This window comes from Tsuneonella amylolytica, from assembly GCF_003626915.1.
In the GTDB taxonomy this organism is placed as follows: Bacteria; Pseudomonadota; Alphaproteobacteria; order Sphingomonadales; family Sphingomonadaceae; genus Tsuneonella; species Tsuneonella amylolytica.
In genome coordinates this window covers 2251590-2266956 of record NZ_CP032570.1, presented here as the reverse complement: position 1 = coordinate 2266956, position 15367 = coordinate 2251590, and the positions used below count along the sequence as shown (strand labels likewise).

11 protein-coding genes are annotated in these 15367 nt (G+C 68.1%); 6 read left to right on the top strand and 5 right to left on the bottom strand.

The annotated features are described in order from the left end of the window. Window position 1: 1 nt before the first annotated feature. The 4 genes from D4766_RS11080 to D4766_RS11065 form a co-directional block, all read right to left on the bottom strand. Window positions 2-1813: a DUF885 domain-containing protein gene (locus D4766_RS11080; RefSeq protein ID WP_120717505.1), complete on the bottom strand. Its 1812-nt coding sequence runs from the start codon at window positions 1811-1813 to the stop codon at window positions 2-4. Between the two features lie 23 nt (window positions 1814-1836). Continuing rightward, complete coding sequence (locus D4766_RS11075; protein ID WP_120717504.1) at window positions 1837-3678, bottom strand: DUF885 domain-containing protein; 1842 nt, start codon at window positions 3676-3678, stop codon at window positions 1837-1839. Between the two features lie 53 nt (window positions 3679-3731). Continuing rightward, complete coding sequence (locus D4766_RS11070) at window positions 3732-5030, bottom strand: metal-dependent hydrolase family protein (protein ID WP_120717503.1); 1299 nt, start codon at window positions 5028-5030, stop codon at window positions 3732-3734. Window positions 5031-5106: 76 nt separating this feature from the next. After that, a complete protein-coding gene (locus D4766_RS11065) occupies window positions 5107-5988 on the bottom strand; it encodes a MipA/OmpV family protein (RefSeq protein ID WP_120717502.1) in 882 nt (293 codons plus the stop codon). Window positions 5989-6102: 114 nt separating this feature from the next. On the opposite strand from D4766_RS11065, the gene crtY reads away from it, so the two are divergent. The 6 genes from crtY to D4766_RS11035 all read left to right on the top strand — a co-directional run bounded on the left by crtY (window position 6103) and on the right by D4766_RS11035 (window position 14008). Further along, window positions 6103-7284: a lycopene beta-cyclase CrtY gene (crtY, locus tag D4766_RS11060; RefSeq protein ID WP_120717501.1), complete on the top strand. Its 1182-nt coding sequence runs from the start codon at window positions 6103-6105 to the stop codon at window positions 7282-7284. Beyond that, window positions 7281-8777 carry a phytoene desaturase gene (locus D4766_RS11055; protein WP_234024789.1) on the top strand — a complete coding sequence of 499 codons (1497 nt, stop codon included), beginning with the start codon at window positions 7281-7283 and terminating at the stop codon, window positions 8775-8777. Before crtY ends, D4766_RS11055 begins: the two co-directional genes overlap by 4 nt. Before the next feature lie 8 nt (window positions 8778-8785). Beyond that, entirely contained in the window at window positions 8786-9367 is a 582-nt protein-coding gene (locus D4766_RS11050; RefSeq protein ID WP_120717500.1) for an LOG family protein, read from the top strand. Between the two features lie 26 nt (window positions 9368-9393). Beyond that, the gene (locus D4766_RS11045) at window positions 9394-10443 is read left to right on the top strand and encodes a phytoene/squalene synthase family protein (RefSeq protein ID WP_120717499.1); all 1050 of its coding nucleotides are present in this window, start codon (window positions 9394-9396) and stop codon (window positions 10441-10443) included. A gap of 119 nt (window positions 10444-10562) precedes the next feature. Further along, window positions 10563-12458 (top strand): acetyl/propionyl/methylcrotonyl-CoA carboxylase subunit alpha, encoded by a 1896-nt coding sequence (locus D4766_RS11040; RefSeq protein WP_120717498.1) that lies wholly within the window; start codon window positions 10563-10565, stop codon window positions 12456-12458. Continuing rightward, complete coding sequence (locus D4766_RS11035; protein WP_120717497.1) at window positions 12455-14008, top strand: acyl-CoA carboxylase subunit beta; 1554 nt, start codon at window positions 12455-12457, stop codon at window positions 14006-14008. The genes D4766_RS11040 and D4766_RS11035 overlap by 4 nt, the downstream gene beginning before the upstream one ends. Here D4766_RS11035 and D4766_RS11030 read toward each other — a convergent pair. After that, complete coding sequence (locus D4766_RS11030) at window positions 14005-15273, bottom strand: multidrug effflux MFS transporter (protein ID WP_120718195.1); 1269 nt, start codon at window positions 15271-15273, stop codon at window positions 14005-14007. The two genes, D4766_RS11035 and D4766_RS11030, sit on opposite strands and share 4 nt — an antisense overlap. Window positions 15274-15367: the final 94 nt, after the last annotated feature.

The following is a 15367-nucleotide window of genomic DNA, read 5'->3' as shown; positions in this document are numbered from 1 at the left end:
CTCAGACCCCGCCCGCGGCGATCCAGTCGTCGATCTTCTTCTCCAGCACCGGCATCGGCAACGCGCCGGTATCGAGCACCTGCGCGTGGAAACGCCGCACGTCGAACCGGTCGCCCAGCGCCGCTTCGGCCCGCTGGCGCAGTTCCTTGATCTTGAGCTCGCCGATCTTGTAGGCCAGCGCCTGTCCCGGCATCACGATGTAGCGATTGGTTTCGCTCTCGGCGAACTCGCGCGGCTGGCCGTGCGCGATCATGTAGTCGACCGCCTGCTGGCGGCTCCAGCCCTTTGAATGAAGGCCGGTGTCGACCACCAGCCGCACGGCGCGCAGCAGTTCGCCGCCCTGCATCGCGCCGATCTTCTCGATCGGATCGTCGTAGAGGCCGAGCTCGTAGCCCAGGCTTTCGGCATAGAGGCCCCACCCTTCGGAGTACGCGGTGAACCCGCCGTACCGCAGGAAGGCGGGCAAGTCCTCGTTCTCGATCTTAGTCATGATCTGGAAGTGGTGGCCCGGATTGCCCTCGTGCATGAACAGCGCGATCGTGGGTGACACCTCGCGATTGGGAAGGTCGTATCCGCTGAAGTAGAACGTACCCGGCTTGCCGGTGTCGGGGTTCCCCTGGTTGTAGCTGGCTGCGAGGTTGAACTTCTCGCGGTATTCCTCGTACGGCTTGATCTCGAGCGGGGTCCTGGGAATGCTCGAAAACAAGCGCGGCAGCAGCGGATCGACCTTCTTCTGGATGTCGTACCACGCCTCTGTCAGCGCCGCCTTGTCGCGGTAGATTTCCGGCTTGCGGGTGCCGGCCTCCGCCCGGGCGGCGGCCAGCGCGGTCTCGATCCGCGCGACTTCCGACAGGCCGAGCCGGTGGACCGCATCGGGCGTCAGGGGCAGCGTCGTGCTGTTCTCGACCTCGAAGGCGTAGACCGCGTCTCCGCCCGGAAGGCCGCCCAACCCCACGGATTCGCGCGCCTTCGGCAAATATTCGTCGGCGAGGAACGTGCGCAGTTTCTGCAGCGACGGGCGGATGTCGCGCTCGATTGCCTGGCGGAAACCCGCGGTCAGCCGGGTGCGATCGGCAACCGCGAAACCGGCGGGCATTTCGGCGACCGGTTTCCAGTACGGAGACTGCTCAGTCGTCAGTTTCAGCTGCGTGTCGAGTTGTTCGATCATCGTCGTCACCGCCACGCGCGGATGGACGATGCCGTTCGCCATGCCGGTCCGGAATTGCGCGATCGCCCGGTCCATCAGCACGGGTATCTCGGCGTGCCGCTTCAGCGTGTTGTCGTAATCGGCGACCGTCTCGAACGGCAACGGCCCGCCCGGCGTCGAGAGGCGTGGATACGAGATGTGAAAGCCGGTGAAATGGTCGACCGGCAGCGCGGTCGCGAAGCGCAGCATGGCCGGTTCCGTGCCCGCGATCGCATTGCGCTGATTGTATAGGAAGACGTCGTACGCGATGCGGTCATCGGCGTTCAGCGATGCGCGGTCGATTTGCGCGAGATCCGCCACCGCCGTCTGTGCGGCTGCGCGCTCTGCCAGGATGGCATCTTTCGAGAACAGGTTGCCGAGGGTGTCCGTCCGGCTGAAGTCGCCGCGATACCAGGCCGCGATCGGATTGCGCGCGATCATATCCCGGTCCGTCCGCTCGAACAGGGCGTAGAGGGCATCGTGCGCGGCCAATGCCGTTTGCGCCGGCTCCGAAGCGGCCACCGCGGGGGTGCCCGCCGCCGGTTCGGCAGTCGGTACCGTGGCGCAGGCTCCCACGGCCATCGCCGCCGTGCCCGCCAGCAGCGCCTTGAATGTTTGTCCCGTCATCGCTTCGTCCCCATTTGTATTGCTTATCGGCCGCCGGCCGCGATCCAGTCGTCGATCTTCTTTTCCAGCACCGGCAGCGGCAGGGCGCCGGTATCGAGTACCTGCGTGTGGAAGCGGCGGATGTCGAACCGGTCTCCCAGCGCCTTTTCCGCCTTGTCGCGCAGCCGCTGGATGGTCAGCGCGCCGACCTTGTAAGCCAGCGCCTGACTGGGAATCGCGATGTAGCGTTCGACCTCGGCGGTCGCGTCGGTCCGGCCCATGCCGCTGTTCGCCAGCATGTAGGCGATCGCCTTGTCCCGGCTCCAACCCTTGGCATGGATGCCGGTGTCGACGACCAGCCGCATCGCACGCAGCATCTCGTCGTTGAGCGTGCCGAAGTGCTGGTACGGGTCCTCGTAAAGCCCCATCGGATAGCCGAGGGTTTCGGCATAGAGCGCCCAGCCTTCGACATAGGCGGTGTTGCCGCCGTAGCGCATGAAGGCGGGCAGCGCCTCGTTCTCCTGCGCGAGGCTGATCTGGAAGTGATGCCCCGGCGCCCCTTCGTGCAGGTAGAGCGTGTTGATACCCGGAGTGGTCCGACTGGGCAGGTCGTAGGCGTTGAAATGGAACACGCCCGGGCGACTGCCGTCGGGCGTGCCCTGCTCGTAGCTACCGCCCGCCTCGAACTTTTCGCGGTATTCGGGATAGGGCCGGATTTCGAGCGGCGCCTTGGGAAGGGTGTCGAAGTATTCGCCTACCTTGCTGTCCACTATGCGGCCGACCGCATAGTAGCGCTCGGTCAGGTCCGCACGGCTCTTCGGCTTGAACTGCGGATCGTCGCGCAGGTACTCGAAGAACTGCGGGAGCGTGCCCTTGAAACCGACCTGCGTCCTGATCTTCTCCATCTCGCCCAGGATGCGCGCGACTTCCGACAGGCCGAGTTCGTGCAGGTAATCGGCGGTGAGCGGCAGCGTGGTCGAGCTTTCGATCATCGCTTCATAGAGCTTCGCCCCGCCCTTCATCTGCGACAGGCCCACGCTGTCGCGGGCGACCGGCAGGTACTCGTCGCGCAGGAAATTGCGCAGCCGCGTGTTGGCCGCCTGCACCTCGCCGATCGAAGCGCGATAGGCCGCCGTCAGGCGAGCGCGGTCCGCCGCCGGGATGTCGGCGGGAAATTTCGCGATGGGGGACCAGTACGGGGTGTCTTCCGGCTTCATCGCGATCTGCGTGTCGAGCTGCTGGACCGCGTTGCTGATCGTCAGCTTCGTTTCCAGCACGCCGCTCGCCATGCCTTCGCGCATGCGGGCGATCGAACGGTCGACGATCTCGACGTAGTTGCGGTTGCGGCTAAGGCCGTTCTCGTAGTCGCGAACCGTCTTGTAGGGCGCCGCGCCCTCCCCGCTCGAGAACGTGGGGTAGAAGGTGTGGATGCCGGTGAAGTGATTGACCGGGCGCACGTCGGTCAGCGCGAGCATCTCGGGCGTCAGGCCCTTCAGCGCCTCGCGCTGCTGATACTCGAACACGTCGTAGGCGATGCGGTCCGTGGGGGAGAGGTCCGCCCGGTCGATCCCGCCGAGCGCGGCAAGGCTGCGGCTGGCCTGCGAACGGACGGCGTCGTTGTAGGCGTCGGCACCGAAGTCGCCGATGCGGTCGGCGTAGCGCAGGTCGCCGCGATAGATGGCGCTGAGCGGGTTGAGCTGCAGGCTCGCCTCGTCGTCGGCGGCGAAGACGGCGAACAGACGGTCGTGCGCCGATTGCGCTGCGCGGGGCGGGACCGCCTCGGTGGCGGGCGCGGCGGCGAGCGGCGCGGAGCCCCCCGCCATCGTCGTGCACGCGCCGAGCGGCAGCGCGGCGATCGACACAAGGATCAGGGTGCGGAAAGTCATGGATTACGGTCCTTCTTGCGCGCGCCCGCGTTCGGGTGCTGTGCGGTTCGTTCTCAGTCGATCACCCGGCCGCGAGCCATGACCCAGCCGACGGTCTCGAGCACGCGCGCATCCTCGGTCGGGTCGCCGTCCACCGCGATGATATCGGCGGAATAGCCGGGCGCGATGCGGCCGATCTGGCCTTCCATATCGAGTACCGCGGCAGCCCCCGTGGTGGCGGCGGCAAGCGCCTCGCGACTGGTCATGCCCTGACCCATCATCAGCGCGAATTCGCCGGCGTTACGCCCGTGTTCGAACACGCCCGCGTCGGTGCCGAAGGCGATCCGGACGCCCGCGTCGTGCGCCTTGCGCATGAAGGTGCGCGCCACGTCGGCGACCGCGCGGATCTTGTCCTCGACGACCGGGGTATAGATGCCCTTACCCAGCCGCTCGGCGACGCCCTGGAACGCCATCAGGGTGGGCACGAGGACGGTGCCGTTCTTCTTCATCTCGCGGATCGCGGCGTCGTCGATGTAGGTGCCGTGTTCGATCGTATCGATGCCGGCGCGGCTCGCCGCCTCGATCCCGCGCGCGCCGTGGGCGTGGGCCATGACCTTGAGGCCGAGCGAATGCGCGGTGTCTGCGATCGATTTCATCTCGTCGTCGCTGAAATGCGCCTCCAGCCCGCGGCCCTGTTGGCTCAGCACGCCGCCGGTGGCGGTGATCTTGATCACGTCGGCGCCATTGCGGCTGGCGCGGCGGACCTTGGCGGCGCATTCGCTCGCGCCGGTGCAGGTCATCCCGCTCGACAGCAGTTCGTTGACCTCGGGCAGGAAGCCGGTGACGTCGCCGTGACCGCCGATGATCGAGATGGGCGCGCCGGCCGCGACGATGCGCGGGCCGACGATCATGCCGTCTTCGGTCCCGCGCCGCAGGGCGTAGGCGCTCGCCCCGCCGCTGCCTGCCTCGCGCACGGTGGTGAAGCCTGCGCGAACAGTGCGGGCGGCGTTCTTCGTGCCGACGACGACGCTCCACTCGACGGGCTCGATCGCTTCCTTCCAGAAATCTCCGCCCGGATCGCCGGTGAGGTGGACGTGGAGATCGACGAGGCCGGGGACCAGCGTCTTGCCGTCGAGCCGGACGACCCGCGCCCCCGCGGGACCTTCGACGAAACCGTCGGCGATGCTCGCGATCCTGCCGTCGGTGACCACCACGGTCGATGGTCCGCGCACGGGCGAAGCCGCGTCCACCACCAGCCGGTCGGCATGGATGACCGTGGTCCGGGCCGTTTCGGGCGCGGCATCCTGCGCCTGCACGCCCGTGCCGAACCCGAGCGCCGCCGCCGCGATCGCCAAATGTCCGATGATCCGCACGTCGACTCTCCCCCGTTTCGTCCGGCCGTTCTAGCGAGCGCGGCGCGGAGGGAAAGAGCGGCGTAGGGTCAGTGCGTCAGAAGGTGTAGCCGATGCCCAGCGCACCGAACCACTGGTCGGCACTGCCGCGGATGCTGGTGTAGGGCGTGCGCTTGGCATCGCCGAGCATCCGCGAATATCCGCCGATGACGACCGCGGCGAGACCGCCGTTGGCCAGATCACCGTCGAAATCGATGCCGACGAGGACGTTCGCCCCCGCCTTGTTCCACCCACCGTCGGCCCGGTAGATCGGCAGGCCCGAAGCCAGCGACTGGGCGGTGTTCACCGAGTAGTAGTAGTCGTTGAAGTCGTCGTCCCCGCGCTCCGCCGAGAGCGACAGCGAGGCGGCGATACCGCGGCTCAGCGGGGTGAAGTACGATACCGTCGGGCTCAGCGTCATGCCGCTGCTCGCGCCGTTCACGTCCCACAGCGCATCGACCCCGAACGACAGCGAATCGTAAGGGTTGAGCACCTTCTTGAACGCGACGCCCGCGTTGGCGCCGACGTCGATGCCGGTCTTCAGCTTGCCCGCGGCCTCGACCACCGGGTCCTTGACCTGGCGGGCGCGGTTCGTACGAACGCGCGCGACCGGGCCGAGATTGAACCCGACCGTGCTGTCGTCGGCATCGTCGATCAAGTCGAGCGCGAGACCCGCCGGGCGCGGCTGGATGCCGATCCCGCCGACGTTGCCCTGGACGAGCGGCGCCGGAAAGAACACGTAGTCATTCGAGCCATCGTAGCTGGGCGAATAGCCCCCGCCGATGCCGACCGACAGCCAGTCGCCGTCGTAGACCGTCTGCGGCGGCGGCTCGACCGAGTCCGCGGGGCCCGCGGTGACCGGCTGGTCCTGCGCGGCGGCCGGAGCGGCGACGAGAGCGATTGCGAGCGCGAGGCCCGACGCGGCGAATGCATTCCTCATGAGCGGTACTGTCCCCTGTTTGCCCGCATAACCCGCAACGGGCCGATAGCGTTCCGCGAGGTGGGCAACACACGATTGCCCGGGCGCGCCATGCGCCCTAGGGCTTGGCGCGAGATGAGCGGGCGCATGATCGACGTGGCGATTGCCGGAGGGGGCCTGGCGGGCGGGCTCGCCGCGCTCGCGCTTCACCGTGCGCGGCCCGAACTGCGCATCGCGCTGGTCGAGAGCGGGCGGACGCTCGGCGGCAATCACCGGTGGAGCTGGTTCGCGAGCGACCTCGAAGCCGACGGCGCCGACCTGCTGCGACCGTTCCGCACGACGCGGTGGGACGGCTACGACGTGCGCTTCCCCGGTTTCGAGCGGACGCTGGGAACCGGCTACGCCTCGATGAACTCGAAGGACTTCGATGCCGCGCTGCGCCGCGAACTGCCTGCCGAGGCGATCGTCACCGGCCGCCGGGTGGCGGCGCTCGATGCGCGCGGGATCGACCTTGCGGACGGCACGCGGATCGACGCCCGGGCGGTCATCGACGCGCGCGGGATCGCCGGTGCGCCGGGGCTGGAGGGCGGATGGCAGGTCTTCATGGGCCGCCGCATGCGCACGGCAAAGCCCCACGGCATCGAATGCCCGACGATCATGGATGCCGACGTCGCGCAGCACGGCGCGCTGCGCTTCGTCTACACCCTGCCGCTCGGCGCCGACCAGCTGTTCGTCGAGGACACCTACTACGCCGACACGCCGGACCTCGACCGCAAGGCGCTGTCGGCCCGGATCGACCGGTACTGCGAGCAGCGCGGCTGGACGGGCGAGCCGCGCGATTTCGAAACCGGCGTCCTGCCGGTCGTGACCGGCGGCAGTCTCGCCCGCTTTCGCGCGGCGCATTCCGTGCCCGGCGTGGCGCTGGCGGGCGTGCGCGGCGGGTTCTTCCATCCGCTCACCAGCTACAGCCTGCCCTTCGCGGTGCGCACCGCGCTCGCCGTCGCGCAAGACGCGGACCTGCCCGGCGACCAGCTCGCCGCCATGCTGGAATCGCGGGCGAACGCGCTGTGGCGGGCGACCCGGTACTACCGCAGGCTCGGCCGGATGATGTTCGGCGCGGGCAGCCCGGAAGAGCGCTGGCGCGCCTTCGCGCTCGTCTATCGCCGGCCGGAAGACGTGATCGAACGTTTCTATGCCGCGCGCTCGACCCGAATCGACCGCGCGCGCATTCTCATGGGCAAACCGCCCGTTCCGGTGCTGGGCGCGATGCGCGCGCTGGCGACCGGCGGCAATTCTCTGGCAAAGGCAGCGGCATGATGACGGCTGAAGGCAAGAAGGCGTGCGTGATCGGGGCCGGGTTCGGCGGGCTGGCGCTCGCTATCCGGCTGCAATCCGCCGGCGTGAAGACGGTGGTCGTCGAAGCGCGCGACAAGCCGGGCGGGCGCGCCTATTTCTGGGAACGCGACGGCTTCACCTTCGATGCCGGCCCGACCGTCATCACCGATCCCGACTGCCTGAAAGAGCTGTGGGCGCTTTCGGGCCACGACATCGCCGACGATGTCGAACTGATGCCGGTGATGCCGTTCTACCGCCTCAACTGGCCCGACGGCGTCAATTTCGACTACTCGAACGACGAAGCGGGCCTGCGCGCCGAGATCGACCGCGTCGCGCCGGGCGACTACCCGGGCTACGAGGATTTCCTGCGCTATTCGGCCGGGGTGTTCGAAGAAGGCTATCTCAAACTCGGCGACAAGCCGTTCCTCGACTTCGCCAGCATGATGAAGGCGGCCCCCGCGCTCGCCAAGTACGGCGCGTGGCGCAGCGTCTATTCGGTCGTCTCGGGCTACGTGAAAAGCGAGAAGCTGCGCGAGGCGCTGAGCTTCCACACCCTGCTCGTCGGCGGCAACCCGATGACGACGAGCTCGATCTACGCGCTCATCCACAAGCTGGAAAAGGACGGCGGCGTCTGGTGGGCGCGCGGCGGCACCAACCGGCTGGTGGCCGCGATGGTCCGCCATTTCGAGCGGCTGGGCGGCGAGGTCAGGCTGGGCGACCCGGTGGTCAAGGTGCACACCATCGGCAACCGCGCGACCGAGGTCGAGACGAAAAGCGGCTGGAAGGACCGGTTCAACGCCGTCGCCAGCAACGGCGACATCATGCACACCTATCGCGACCTCCTCGGCGGCACCAAGCGCGGCGACGCGCAGGCGCGCAGCCTGTCGAGGAAACGCTTCAGTCCTTCGCTGTTCGTCGTCCACTTCGGGCTGGAGGGGACCTGGCCCGGCATCCCGCACCACGCGATCCTGTTCGGCCCCCGCTACAAGGGGCTGCTCGACGATATCTACGAACACGGCGTGCTGCCGCAGGATTTCTCGATCTATCTCCACCACCCCACCGTCACCGACCCCAGCATGGCCCCGCCGGGCAGAAGCACGTTCTATGCGCTCGTCCCCGTCGCCCACATGGGCAAGCTGGCGATCGACTGGGAAGCGGTCGGCCCGATGCTGGAGAAGCGGATTCTCGACGAGCTCGGCCGGCGGCTGATCCCCGACATCCACGACCGGATCGTCACCAAGTTCCACTACGCCCCGCGCGACTTCGCGACCGACCTGTCGGCGCACCAGGGCAGCGCGTTTTCTCTCGAGCCGATCCTGACCCAGAGCGCCTATTTCCGCGGCCACAACCGCGACGACGTGATCGAGAACTTCTACCTCGTGGGCGCCGGCACCCACCCGGGTGCAGGCATCCCCGGCGTCGTCGGCAGCGCCAAGGCGACCGCGGGCCTGATGCTGGAGGATCTGGCGGCGTGAATTCGAACATGAACCGCCTCGCCGTCTATTGCGGATCGGCCTCGCCGGCCGACACCCGCTACATCGAGCTTGCCCGCGAAGTGGGCCGGAATCTGGCCGAGCGCGGGATCGGCGTCGTCTATGGCGGGGGCCGGCTCGGGCTGATGGGCGCGGTCGCGGCCGGCGCGCTGGAGGCCGGGGGCGAGGTGATCGGGGTGATCCCCGATGCGCTGGCCAATTCCGAAGTCGCCAACCGCGACTGCACCGAGCTCTACACCGTCGGCGGGATGCACGAGCGTAAACAGCGCTTTACCGATCTTTCCGACGGGTTCGTCACCATTCCGGGCGGAGTGGGAACCATGGACGAGCTGTGGGAAGCGGTCAGCTGGGCTCAGCTCGGCTATCACACCAAGCCGGTGGGGCTTTTGAACGCGTTCGGGTTCTACGACCACCTGATCGCCTTCAACCGCCACATGGCGGAAGTCGGCTTCGTCCGCCCGGCACACCAGGGCATCATCATCGCCGACGAGACCCTCGGCGGCCTGCTGGTCAAGATGGCCGCCTACCGGCCGCACACGCCGATCTTCCAGATGAAGGCCAGCGATTTGTGACGAAGCCACGCCGCGTCGTCCCGCGGATGCTGGCGCCTTCGCGGATCTTGCGCTCCACCCCCGCGCAGGCGGGCGGCGGGCGCGAACGCTGGTCGCTGGTCGACCAGGCGGAGGACATGATCGCCGAAGGCTCGAAGAGCTTCGCGATGGCGAGCAAGCTGTTCGACCGGGTGACCCGTGAACGGGTGTGGCTGCTCTACGCATGGTGCCGCCGCTGCGACGACATCGCCGACGGGCAGGAGATGGGCGGCGAACTCGCCCCCGCGACGGAAGAAGAGGCCGCTCGCCGCATCCGCTCGATCCGCCTGCTCACCGAACGTGCGTTCGAAGGCCTGCCCACCGCCGACCCGGCGTTCGACGCCTTCGGTCTCGTCGCGCGCGAATGCGGGATAACCCGCGAGATGGCCGAAGACGTCATCATGGGCTTCGAACTCGACGCGGCCGACTGGCGTCCGCGCAGCGAGGCGGACCTTGCGCGATATTGCTACCACGTAGCGGGCGCGGTGGGGGTGATGATGGCGGTGGTCATGGGGGTCGACCGCGACGACGGCTGGATGCTCGACCGCGCGTGCGACCTCGGCCTCGCCTTCCAGCTCGCCAACATCGCCCGTGACGTGTCCGAGGACGACAAGGCCGACCGCCGCTACCTGCCGCTCGAATGGATGGTGGAAGAGGATATCGAGCCAGGCATGGTGATGCATCCGCACCACCGGCAGGAACTGGCCGACATCGTCGCGCGCCTGATCCGGCGGATGGAGCGGCACGAGGCCTGGTCGCGGCTGGGTGCGGCGAAGCTGCCTTTCCGCAGCCGCTGGGCGGTGCTTTCCGCCGCGCGCATCTATGGCGCGATCGGGCGGCGCGTTCGCGAACTCGGCCTGCATGCGTGGGACCACCGCGTCGTGATCGGCAAGCGGGAGAAGCTGCGCCACGTCGCCGCGGCGTTCTGGGAAGCGGCGCGCAATCGACCCGAAGTTCCGGGCGAACCGCCGAAGTGGGACCGCAGCACGATCCTCATCGACGTGCGCATGGCCCAGCCGATCCCCCCGCCGCCGATGGACCCGCTTCCGGAGGAATAATCGTCATCCCAGCGAAAGCTGGGATCGTTGGCAGGATGGCGCTGCATCGATAGCGGTCCCAGCTTCCGCTGGGACGACGGGGAGTTGGCAAGATGTTGCGCGCGCACTAACCCGCCCTCATGATCACCAAGCTCCTCATCGCCAACCGCGGCGAGATCGCCTGCCGCATCATTCGCACTGCGCGCGAGATGGGCATCGCGACCGTCGCGGTCTATTCCGATGCCGATGCGAAGGCGCTGCACGTCCGCTCTGCCGACGAGGCGGTGCACATCGGCCCCTCGCCCGCTGCCGAAAGCTATCTCGTCGGCGAGAAGATCATCGCGGCGGCGAAGGAAACCGGGGCAGACGCGATCCACCCCGGGTATGGCTTCCTGTCGGAGAACGCCGGGTTCGCGCGAGACGTGATCGACGCGGGCCTGATCTGGGTCGGTCCCAAGCCCGCAAGCATCGAGGCAATGGGGCTCAAGGACGCGGCCAAGAAGCTGATGCGCGCCGCCGGAGTGCCCGTCACACCCGGCTACGAGGGCGAGGATCAGTCGCCCGAAAGGCTCAAGCAGGAGGTCGATGCGATCGGTTATCCGGTCCTCATCAAGGCGGTCGCAGGCGGCGGCGGCAAGGGGATGCGCAAGGTCGACGCGCCGGAAGACTTCGAGGCCGCGCTGCAATCGTGCCGGCGTGAGGCCGCCGCAAGCTTCGGCAACGACGAGGTGCTGCTTGAAAAGTGGATCACCTCGCCCCGCCATATCGAGGTGCAGGTCTTCGGCGATGCTCATGGCAATGTCGTCCACCTGTTCGAACGCGACTGCTCGCTCCAGCGCCGCCACCAGAAGGTGATCGAGGAAGCCCCCGCCCCCGGCATGGATGAGGCGACGCGCGAGGCAATCTGCGCCGCCGCGGTCCGCGCCGCCAAGGCAGTCGACTATGAGGGCGCAGGCACCATCGAGTTCATCGCCGATGCCAGCGAAGGCCTGCGCGCCGACCGCATCTTTTTCATGGAGATGAACACTCGCCTTCAGGTCGAACACCCGGTGACCGAGGAGATCACTGGAGTGGACCTGGTTGAGTGGCAGTTGCGCATCGCAAGCGGGGAGACGCTGCCGCTAAGCCAGGAAGAACTCAGCATCGATGGCTGGGCGGTGGAAGCGCGGCTCTATGCCGAGGATCCGACCAGCGGCTTCCTGCCCTCCACCGGCCCGCTGGAATTGCTGGACTTGCCCGACCACCTGCTGCGCGTGGAAACAGGCGTCGACGAAGGCGATGCGGTCAGCCCGTTCTACGACCCGATGATCGCCAAGCTCGTCGCGCGCGGCGAGACACGCGAGGAGGCGATGCTCGACCTGGCTTCGGGTCTTTACGGACTGCGTGTGTGGCCGGTCAAGACGAACGCCGCTTTCCTGCTCGCTTGCCTCCAAGATCCGACCTTTCGGCGCGGCGAGATGACCACCGGCCTGATCGGCGAACGCGGCGACGATCTCACCGCGATTGAGCCGGTAAACGAAGCCGAATGGAAGCTCGGCGCGATGGCGCTGTTCGCTCCGTATTTTGCCGCGGCCGACAAGCGCGCCGCGGGGCCTTGGAGCGGCGCCATGGGGTTCAGACTCAATGCACCCGGCGATCCTCACATCACGGTCCAGCATCGCGGCGAGACGCGCAGGATCAACCTCGAGGACAGTACGGACGTGCGCGGGTTCGCCGCACCTGTGGCCGAAGGAGCACTCGCCTACCGCGAAGGGCACCCGTTCCTCTTCACGCTGCCTCGCTTCGACGGCGGTCATGCCTCGAAGCACGACGGCGACATCGTCGCGCCCATGCCCGGCAAAGTCATCGCGGTCGACGTGGTCGAAGGTGACGCGGTCACCGCCGGCCAGCGGCTGCTGGTGCTCGAGGCGATGAAGATGGAACACGCGCTCACCGCGCCGTTCGACGGGACGGTGAGCGGGCTGGCGGTCTCCGCCGGGAGCCAGGTGCAGGTCGAGGCGGTGCTGTGCACGGTAGAGGCTGCTCCAAGCGAATGACCTGGGCCGCCGAACTCGAGGAACTGCGCCGCCGCGAGGCGCTGGCCGAGGAGATGGGCGGCGCGGACAAGGTCGCGCGGCAGCACGGGCGCGGCAAGATGGATGCGCGGGCGCGGCTCGCAGGCCTGGTCGATCCGGGCAGTTTCCGCGAGATCGGCAAGATCGCCGGCAAGGGCTCCTACGACGAAACCGGCGAGCTTACCGGCGTCCTCCCCGCCCCGTTCCTGTTCGGCAAGGCGACCATCAACGGGCGGCCCGTGGTTGCCACGGCGGACGACTTCACCATCCGCGGAGGCGCGGCGGACGCCGGGATCGGCCGCAAGATGGAGCAGGCCGAGAAGATGGCGCATGAACTGCGCCTGCCCATCGTCCGCATGATCGACGGCACCGGCGGTGGCGGTTCGGTGAAGACCCTCGAAATGATCGGCGCGACCTACATCCCCGCCGTGCACATGTGGGGCGAGGTGGTGCGGAACCTCGACACGGTGCCGGTCGTCGCGCTCTCGCTCGGGCCTACCGCGGGCCTCGGAGCGGCGCGGATCGCGGCGAGCCATTATTCGGTGATGGTGCGCGGATTGTCGCAGATCTTTGCTGCCGGCCCCGCGGTGGTCGACGCACTCGGCGACAGTTGGAAGGGCGGCGAGGCCAACCACGAAGCGGCCAAGGAAGCGTTGGGCGGGAGCGGCATCCACACCCGCAACGGCGTGGTCGACGACGAAGTGGCGAGCGAGGCCGAAGCCTTCGCCCGCGCGCGGCATTTCCTCAGCTTCATGCCCGAATACGCCGGCCAGCCCGCCCGCCGCATCGAAACCGACGACCCCGCCGACCGGCGCGAGGAAGCGCTGCTCGCGCTCGTCCCACGCGGCGAAAAGGAAGTCTACTCGATGCGCCGCGCGATGGACCTCGTCTTCGACCGCGGCACCGTGTTCGAGATCGGCCGCAACTGGGGCCGTGCGGCCATCACCGCCCTCGCCCGGCTCGACGGGTGGCCGGCGATGGTGCTCGCCAGCGACCCCAGTTTCCTCGGCGGATCGTGGGATGCCAAGACCAGCGAAAAGGTCGAACGCTGGGTCAAGCTCGCCGACCTGTTCCGCCTGCCAATCGTCCACCTCGTCGACAATCCCGGCTTCATGATCGGGCGCGAGGCGGAGGTCGCGGGCACCATCCGCTACGGCGTGCAGGCGATGAACGCGATCTACCGGGCGAGCGTGCCGCTGGCGACCGTCGTCACACGCCGCGCCTACGGCATCGCGGGCAGTGCGATGTCGAACGCCGACACCTACCAGTACCGCTACTGCTGGCCGTCGGGCGACTGGGGGTCACTCCCCATCGCAGGCGGGCTGGAGGTCGCCTACAAGTCGGAGATCGAAGCGGCAAAAGACCCGGCAGCCGAACTCGAAGCGATCAAGACGCGGCTCGCCAAGGTCACCAGCCCCTTCCGCAGCGCCGAGCGCTTCAATGTGGAGGACATCATCGACCCGCGCGATACCCGCCCGCTCCTGTGCGAATTCGCCGAGCTGGCGTGGCGGCGGCTGGGAGCCGGTGCCTAGTAGATGCCGTGCGCCGCGAGGTAGCGGCGCGCCTGCCGCGGTCGGCGGAACAGCACGCCCCGCTCCGAAAACAGCACCAGCACCAGGCTCAGCAGGCTGCAGGCGAGCAATGCGAAGGCCAGCGGCCGCGCGCTGTCGTCGTAGAGCTGGCCGATGGCGATGCCCATCACCGCGCCCAGCGACATGCGGATGAAGCTCTGCGCGCTCGACGCTGCGCCGGCGACCTCGCTGAACGGCTGCATCGCGATCGACCCGAAGTTCGCGCCCATGAAGCCAAGCAGGCACAGGTTGCCCGCCATCAGCGGCACGAACAGTTCAAGGTTACTGCCCTGGTACAACGACGCCCAGACCTGCGCTGCGCTGATGACGATGAAGGTGACGAGCGCGGTATGGCTCACCCGCCGCGCGCCGAATTTCTCGACGATGCGGCTGTTCGCGAAGCTGGACACGGCCAGTGTGCTGGCGGTCGCGCCGAAGATGAAGGGGAAGTTCTCGCCCGCCCCGAAGTGTTCGCCGACGAGCTGCTGCGCGCTGTTGATGTAGCCGAACATCGCCCCGAACGTGAGGCCCGAGCCGAGGACATAGCCGATTGCCTCCCGCGTGCGGAACGTGGCGAACAGGTTCCGCGCGACGCTGCCGAAGTCGAGCGGTTGGCGCGCGTCGTGGGCGAGCGTTTCGGGTAGCCGTACCCAGGCCCACGCCCACACGACCGCCGCCAGCACCGCCATCCCGACGAAGACCCACGGCCAGTCGGCGAAGTTGAGGATCGCCTGCCCGAACGTCGGCGCGAGCACCGGCACGACCATGAACACGATGAAGATCGTGCTCATCAGCCGCGCCATCCTGTCGCCTTCGAACCGGTCGCGGATGACGGCGGACGGCACCACGCTCAGCCCCGCCACGCCGACGCCCTGGATGGCCCGCAGCACGAGCAGCGCGTCGTAACTCGGCGCCACGGCGCACAGCAGCGAAATGCCGACGTAGAAGGCGAAGCTGGCAAACAGGATGCGGCGGCGGCCGAACCGGTCGGCCAGCGCGCCCGGCACCAGCGACCCCACCCCCGCCGCCAACAGGTAGACGCCAACGACCAGCTGCCGCCGGTTGGGATCGTCGATGCCGAACGTCGCCGCTATCTCGTCGAGCGCGGGGAGCATGCCGTCGATCGCCAACGCACCCAAGCTCATTACCGCCGCCATCAGCGCCACGAACTCGCCGCGCCGGATGGTCCGGCTGCTGCCGTCGCTTGTCTCGATCGTTTCGCTCATGGCGTGGCCCATGCCTGCCGCAGCGCAGCATGGGAAGCGCTTTCACGGCCCTGCGGGAGTGGAGGAATCGCATCGCCTTCCCTAGATCGGCTTC

Excerpts from the sequence above, each read along its gene's own strand:
- D4766_RS11080 (WP_120717505.1), bottom strand. The coding sequence starts at position 1,813 with ATGACGGGACAAACATTCAAGGCGCTGCTGGCGGGCACGGCGGCGATG.
- D4766_RS11075 (WP_120717504.1), bottom strand. The coding sequence starts at position 3,678 with ATGACTTTCCGCACCCTGATCCTTGTGTCGATCGCCGCGCTGCCGCTC.
- D4766_RS11065 (WP_120717502.1), bottom strand. The coding sequence starts at position 5,988 with ATGAGGAATGCATTCGCCGCGTCGGGCCTCGCGCTCGCAATCGCTCTC.
- crtY (WP_120717501.1), top strand. The coding sequence starts at position 6,103 with ATGAGCGGGCGCATGATCGACGTGGCGATTGCCGGAGGGGGCCTGGCG.
- D4766_RS11055 (WP_234024789.1), top strand. The coding sequence starts at position 7,281 with ATGATGACGGCTGAAGGCAAGAAGGCGTGCGTGATCGGGGCCGGGTTC.
- D4766_RS11050 (WP_120717500.1), top strand. The coding sequence starts at position 8,786 with ATGAACCGCCTCGCCGTCTATTGCGGATCGGCCTCGCCGGCCGACACC.
- D4766_RS11045 (WP_120717499.1), top strand. The coding sequence starts at position 9,394 with ATGCTGGCGCCTTCGCGGATCTTGCGCTCCACCCCCGCGCAGGCGGGC.
- D4766_RS11040 (WP_120717498.1), top strand. The coding sequence starts at position 10,563 with ATGATCACCAAGCTCCTCATCGCCAACCGCGGCGAGATCGCCTGCCGC.
- D4766_RS11035 (WP_120717497.1), top strand. The coding sequence starts at position 12,455 with ATGACCTGGGCCGCCGAACTCGAGGAACTGCGCCGCCGCGAGGCGCTG.
- D4766_RS11030 (WP_120718195.1), bottom strand. The coding sequence starts at position 15,273 with ATGAGCGAAACGATCGAGACAAGCGACGGCAGCAGCCGGACCATCCGG.